The 6,587-nt window shown below is 59.8% G+C and carries 1 protein-coding gene, 2 tRNA genes, 2 rRNA genes and 3 pseudogenes; 4 read left to right on the top strand and 4 right to left on the bottom strand.

Annotated features, from left to right (window positions below; genetic code table 11):
• The 4 genes and pseudogenes from K307_RS24155 to K307_RS24145 form a co-directional block, all read right to left on the bottom strand.
• Positions 1-1,041 (bottom strand): annotated as a pseudogene (locus K307_RS24155) (nucleoside recognition domain-containing protein); the annotation flags it as partial.
• A gap of 63 nt (positions 1,042-1,104) precedes the next feature.
• Positions 1,105-1,489, bottom strand: a pseudogene (locus K307_RS24150) (DUF488 domain-containing protein).
• Positions 1,490-1,512: 23 nt separating this feature from the next.
• Complete coding sequence (locus K307_RS49790; RefSeq protein ID WP_230626087.1) at positions 1,513-1,839, bottom strand: AMP-binding enzyme; 327 nt, start codon at positions 1,837-1,839, stop codon at positions 1,513-1,515.
• Between the two features lie 174 nt (positions 1,840-2,013).
• Positions 2,014-3,200: pseudogene (locus K307_RS24145) on the bottom strand (AMP-binding protein); the annotation flags it as partial.
• Between the two features lie 623 nt (positions 3,201-3,823).
• Here K307_RS24145 and K307_RS24140 point away from each other — a divergent pair.
• From K307_RS24140 to K307_RS24125, 4 genes are all read left to right on the top strand, one after another.
• Positions 3,824-5,355 (top strand): 16S ribosomal RNA (locus tag K307_RS24140).
• Positions 5,356-5,417: 62 nt separating this feature from the next.
• A tRNA-Ile gene (locus K307_RS24135) sits at positions 5,418-5,494 on the top strand.
• 12 nt (positions 5,495-5,506) lie between these two features.
• A tRNA-Ala gene (locus K307_RS24130) sits at positions 5,507-5,582 on the top strand.
• Between the two features lie 297 nt (positions 5,583-5,879).
• Positions 5,880-6,587, top strand: a 23S ribosomal RNA gene (locus K307_RS24125); the annotation flags it as partial.

The raw sequence follows: 6,587 nt of genomic DNA, 5'->3' as shown, positions 1-6,587 counted from the left end.
TCGTCATCACGTCGACCATCAGCCCCGCGCGCGCCCGCGCCCGACAGGATCTTCATCAGCCCCACCGGCAGCGCGGGCACGAAATCGGTATTGACGCCCAGGTGGGCAAAGCCCAGCGTGAGCCAGCCCATCAGCACGTCCATGCAGCCGGTCGCCCGGAACAATCCGATCGCGACCAGGATCGCCACCAGATAAGGAATAATCTGCACGGCAACGCCGAAACCTTCCTTGGCACCTTCGATAAAGGCTTCGTAGACATTGACGCGCCGCAGCGCGCCGCAGACCAGGAACAGGGTGACCAGCGACAGGATAAAGCCGGCGCCGCCAGCGCGGTCACGCTGCCGACCTGCTCCGGCGGGGCGTGGCGCAGCCAGGCGAACATGCCTCCCAGCAGCGCCGCGACCAGCCCGAACGCCACCAGCACGGCCGGCCGCAACAGGTTGAGCCGCTGCACCCAGGCCACCGCCAGCAGCCCCGCCAGGCATGAGCCCCCGTCGCCAGCAGCGTTGGCAGGAAGATATCGGCGGCATTGAAGCCGACCAGCCCCTGCTTGACCGCGATCGCCTGCCGGATCGCGATCACCGAAGTCGGAATCAGTGTCAGTCCGGCCGTATTCAGCACGATGAACATGATTTGCGCGTCGGTGGCGACGTCCGGGCGCCGGTTCAGCGTCTGCAGCTCGCGCATGGCGTTCAGGCCGAGCGGCGTGGCGGCGTTGTCCAGGCCGAGCAGGTTGGCCGACACGTTCATCATCATCGCGCCCTGCGCCGGGTGGCCTTGGGGCACGCCGGGGAAGAAATGGCGCAGCAGCGCGGTTCACCAGCCGCGCAAAGGCGTCGACCACGCCAGCGCGCTCGCCGATGCGCATGATGCCCAGCCACAGGCTCATCACCCGGCCAGGCCGAGCGCGATCTCGAAGGCCGTGCGCGCGCTGTCGAACAGGCTGGCCAGCATCGCGGGAAGACGGCGAGGTCGGCTGGCCAGGCGGATGCAGGCGGCGACGAAGGAAATCAGGAAAAAACCGAGCCAGACTACGTTCAGGCCATCAGATTGCGAATGCTGGGAAGGAATCTCCGGGGTTACCCCGGAGCACGGCGGGTGGGATCAGGCGATCACGGCCCCACGTTCGGCCAGCAACTCGCGCAGTACGGACGATGGCAATGCGCCTCATCTTCGCAATAGCAGCCGACTGAGAAGTTGGTCTGGTGCGACAGCGCGGCCAGCAGGTCGAGCGTGCGGCTCGCGTCCGGTTCGGCCATTTCCTTGCGGAAGTGCCTGACGAACGCGCGCCATTCTTTGTCGTTGCTGGCCGCCAGCGCCTGCGCCACCAGTTCGGGCGATGGCGATAGCGCGGGATACCAGACATCGTAGAAATCGCGGCTGGCAAACTCGGACTTGGGCACGCCGCGCGGCGGCCGCCGTACCGTGCCGATACGCAGGCCTTCATCGGCTCGCGTGGCGAACCCAGTTTCACGATTCGAATGGTCATGGATGATCCCGCGGTGAATCTGCCTACGCGCTTGCGCCTGGCTTAAGCCCCAGATCATGAATCATGGTGTCGCGCATGACAAACTTCTGCACCTTTCCTGTGACAGTCATCGGCATTTCCGAGACAAAGCGGATATAGCGCGGGATCTTGTAGTGGCGATCTGGTCGCGGCAGAAGGCGCGGATTTCTTCCTCGGTGGCCGTCTGGCCGGGTTTGAGCACGATCCAGCGCAGACTCGCCGTACTTCTGGTCGGGCACGCCGAATACCTGCACCGCCTGGACCTTGGGATGGCGGAACAGGAACTCCTCGATCTCGCGCGGGTAGATATTCTCGCCGCCGCGGATCAGCATGTCCTTCACCCGGCCGACGATATTGCAATAGCCCTCGTCGTCGTCGATGGTGGCCAGGTCGCCGGTGTGCATCCAGCCGTCGCGGATCGCCTCCTGCGTGCGCGCCTCGTCTTCCCAGTAGCCCTGCATCACGGAGTAGCCGCGGGTGCACAGCTCGCCGGTGGTGCCAGTCGGCACGATCTGGCCGAGCGCGTCGACCACCTTGCACTCCAGGTGCGGCTGCACCCGGCCGACGGTGGAGACGCGCTTGTCGAGCGGGTCGTCGGTGGCGCTCTGGAATGAGACGGGGCTGGTCTCGGTCATGCCGTAGGCGATGGTGACCTCCGCCATGTGCATATCGGCCACTACGCGCTTCATCACCTCGATCGGGCAGGGGCCCCGGCCATGATGCCGGTGCGCAGTGTGGAGAAGTCGAAACGGCTGAACTCTGGGTGGTCGAGCTGGGCGATGAACATGGTCGGCACGCCGTGCAGGGCAGTGCAACGTTCCGCACTGACTGCCTCCATCGTCGCAAGCGGATCGAAGGCCTCGCCGGGGAAGACCATGCAGGCCCCGACCGAAACGCAGGCCAGCACCGACAGCACCATGCCGAAGCAGTGATAGAGCGGCACGGGGATGCACAATACGTCACTGGGCCCGAGGCGCATTGCCATCGCCACGAAGCGGCCGTTGTTGACCACGTTGTGGTGGGTAAGCGTGGCGCCCTTGGGGTTGCCGGTGGTGCCGCTGGTGAACTGGATATTGATGGCGTCGTGCGGACTGAGGGTGGCGGTGATGGCGTCCAGCCGGACCGCATCCGGCTCGGCCAGCAGTGCCTCGTAGTTCAGCATGCCCGGCGTGGCCTCCGCACCCATGCGCACGATCCATTTCAGCTTGAACAGGCGCGCGGCGCGTAGCGCGCCGGGTTCCGCCTGGGCCAGCTCCGGCGCCAGCGCCTGCAGCGTACCCAGGTAGTCGCTGGTTTTGAAGCGCGCGGCGGTGATCAGCATGCGCACGCCGGCCTTGTTCAATGCATATTCCAGTTCGGCCTGGCGGTAGGCCGGGTTGATATTGACCAGGATTGCGCCAATACGGGCGGTGGCGAACTGGGTCACCAGCCACTCGGGCCGGTTCGGCGCCCAGATACCGACGCGGTCGCCGGGTTGGATGCCGCGCTGGAGCAGGCCGCTGGCCAGGCGGTCGACCTGGTCGGCAAACTCGGCCCAACTCCAGCGCACGCCATGCTCGCGGTACACCACGGCCGGGCCGCCGGGGTTTGCAGCGACGGCCCGGGCCACCAGTGCCGGGATCGTCTCGTCGGAAAGGGGAATGTCGGTGTTGCCGGCAACCAGCGACAAGCCAGGCTTCACGGGTTGGGTCATCTTGTCTCCTTCCACTGCTCTGATGGCATTCGACGCCTATATATAGAAGAGAAGGCGGTTCGGACGGGTGAGTCCGTTGATGTCAGCTTAAGCCGAGGCACGGCCGAAAGCTGTCGCCATCGCGAGATTTGCGGCGTAAGCGCCGCTTTTGAGGGTTCTTCGAATTATTTCGCGAAATCGCTTGCCAAGCCCGCACGGCTCCCTTAATATTCGCCCCCTCGCAACACAACGCAGCGCTGCAAAGCAGTCGCAGCAAGGGTTGCGGGGTTGACCGGGAGGTCAGCGCAGCGAGGTTTGCAGCGTTGACCGCAGCAGAAAAAGATTGCTGAAGCGGTTGACGAAACGAAGAAAGCGCTGCATAATCGCTTTCTCTGCTGCTGACGCAGCGACGCTAACGGCAAAGCCGGAGGCGCGGTCGAAAGACCAGGTTCTTTAACAACCAAACAACCGATAAGTGTGGGCGCTGGGTAGCGGACGCCGCTGTCTTCGGACAGTGATGCTTCAAAAGTTATCAGTGCTCGCACAGCAAAACGTGACTGGATCTTCGGATCTGGTCAGTCAGTTTTCTGAGAGTGAGCGACCGCTCGAAAGAGCGAGGGCCCGCGAGGGTCCACACAGAGATTGAACTGAAGAGTTTGATCCTGGCTCAGATTGAACGCTGGCGGCATGCCTTACACATGCAAGTCGAACGGCAGCACGGGCTTCGGCCTGGTGGCGAGTGGCGAACGGGTGAGTAATACATCGGAACGTGCCCTGTAGTGGGGGATAACTAGTCGAAAGATTAGCTAATACCGCATACGACCTGAGGGTGAAAGCGGGGGACCGTAAGGCCTCGCGCTACAGGAGCGGCCGATGTCTGATTAGCTAGTTGGTGGGGTAAGAGCCTACCAAGGCGACGATCAGTAGCTGGTCTGAGAGGACGATCAGCCACACTGGGACTGAGACACGGCCCAGACTCCTACGGGAGGCAGCAGTGGGGAATTTTGGACAATGGGGGCAACCCTGATCCAGCAATGCCGCGTGTGTGAAGAAGGCCTTCGGGTTGTAAAGCACTTTTGTCCGGAAAGAAATGGCCTGGGTGAATACCCCGGGTCGATGACGGTACCGGAAGAATAAGCACCGGCTAACTACGTGCCAGCAGCCGCGGTAATACGTAGGGTGCGAGCGTTAATCGGAATTACTGGGCGTAAAGCGTGCGCAGGCGGTTTTGTAAGACAGGCGTGAAATCCCCGAGCTTAACTTGGGAATGGCGCTTGTGACTGCAAGGCTAGAGTATGTCAGAGGGGGGTAGAATTCCACGTGTAGCAGTGAAATGCGTAGAGATGTGGAGGAATACCGATGGCGAAGGCAGCCCCCTGGGACGTCACTGACGCTCATGCACGAAAGCGTGGGGAGCAAACAGGATTAGATACCCTGGTAGTCCACGCCCTAAACGATGTCAACTAGTTGTTGGGGATTCATTTCTTCAGTAACGTAGCTAACGCGTGAAGTTGACCGCCTGGGGAGTACGGTCGCAAGATTAAAACTCAAAGGAATTGACGGGGACCCGCACAAGCGGTGGATGATGTGGATTAATTCGATGCAACGCGAAAAACCTTACCTACCCTTGACATGCCACTAACGAAGCAGAGATGCATCAGGTGCCCGAAAGGGAAAGTGGACACAGGTGCTGCATGGCTGTCGTCAGCTCGTGTCGTGAGATGTTGGGTTAAGTCCCGCAACGAGCGCAACCCTTGTCTCTAGTTGCTACGCAAGAGCACTCTAGAGAGACTGCCGGTGACAAACCGGAGGAAGGTGGGGATGACGTCAAGTCCTCATGGCCCTTATGGGTAGGGCTTCACACGTCATACAATGGTGCGTACAGAGGGTTGCCAACCCGCGAGGGGGAGCTAATCCCAGAAAACGCATCGTAGTCCGGATCGTAGTCTGCAACTCGACTACGTGAAGCTGGAATCGCTAGTAATCGCGGATCAGCATGCCGCGGTGAATACGTTCCCGGGTCTTGTACACACCGCCCGTCACACCATGGGAGTGGGTTTTGCCAGAAGTAGTTAGCCTAACCGCAAGGAGGGCGATTACCACGGCAGGGTTCATGACTGGGGTGAAGTCGTAACAAGGTAGCCGTATCGGAAGGTGCGGCTGGATCACCTCCTTTCTAGAGGCTTGTGTCTCAAGCCTAGCGTTCACACTTATCGGTTTGTTTGCTGTTACAGCCAAGGGTCTGTAGCTCAGGTGGTTAGAGCACCGTCTTGATAAGGCGGGGGTCGTAGGTTCAAGTCCTACCAGACCCACCAAGTTATCCGTACGGGGGATTAGCTCAGCTGGGAGAGCACCTGCTTTGCAAGCAGGGGGTCGTCGGTTCGATCCCGTCATCCTCCACCATCACCTGGTACCTTGGATTGGTTGTCAAATGAAAGCGCATCGCGACGATGAGGTTGCGAGTGTTTTCATTTGGCATTGCCAAGCGATCGCAAGATCGGCTGTTCTTTAAAAATATGGGATGTAGTAAAGGTGTCGTGAAGCCTTGATGAGAGGCTGCAGTACAAAACACGATACCGGGTTGTGATTGTATCAACCAAAATGTATTTAAGTGATCGAAAGATGACTTGGAATACGGCACAAATGCGAGAACTCATCCTGTAGCGACGGTTTCGAGCGATCGAGACACACTCGTTATAGGGTCAAGCGAACAAGTGCATGTGGTGGATGCCTTGGCGATCACAGGCGATGAAGGACGCGGTAGCCTGCGAAAAGCTTCGGGGAGCTGGCAAACAAGCTTTGATCCGGAGATGTCCGAATGGGGAAACCCGGCCCGTATGGGTCATCCCACACTGAATTCATAGGTGTGGGAAGCGAACGCGGCGAACTGAAACATCTAAGTAGCTGCAGGAACAGAAATCAACCGAGATTCCCAAAGTAGTGGCGAACGAAATGGGAAGAGCCTTGTACTCTTTAGCAGTGGTGTTAGCAGAACGGGATGGAAAGCCCGGCCATAGCAGGTGATAGCCCTGTATGCGAAAACACGATTGTGGAACTAGGTGTACGACAAGTAGGGCGGGACACGTGAAATCCTGTCTGAAGATGGGGGGACCATCCTCCAAGGCTAAATACTCGTGATCGACCGATAGTGAACCAGTACCGTGAGGGAAAGGCGAAAAGAACCCCGGGAGGGGAGTGAAATAGATCCTGAAACCGCATGCATACAAACAGTCGGAGCCTGGCAACGGGTGACGGCGTACCTTTTGTATAATGGGTCAGCGACTTACATTCAGTGGCAAGCTTAACCGATTAGGGAAGGCGTAGCGAAAGCGAGTCCGAACAGGGCGTTGAGTCGCTGGGTGTAGACCCGAAACCAGATGATCTATCCATGGCCAGGTTGAAGGTGCG

It is taken from the genome of Cupriavidus necator A5-1 (genome assembly GCF_000744095.1).
Lineage (GTDB): Bacteria > Pseudomonadota > Gammaproteobacteria > Burkholderiales > Burkholderiaceae > Cupriavidus > Cupriavidus necator_A.
Note: the sequence above shows the minus strand (reverse complement) of the source record. Positions and strands in the feature narration are given on the sequence as shown.

What these genes read in the sequence shown, in the direction of transcription:
- K307_RS49790 (WP_230626087.1), bottom strand. Translation starts at nt 1,839, where the DNA reads ATGCTGATCCGCGGCGGCGAGAATATCTACCCGCGCGAGATCGAGGAG.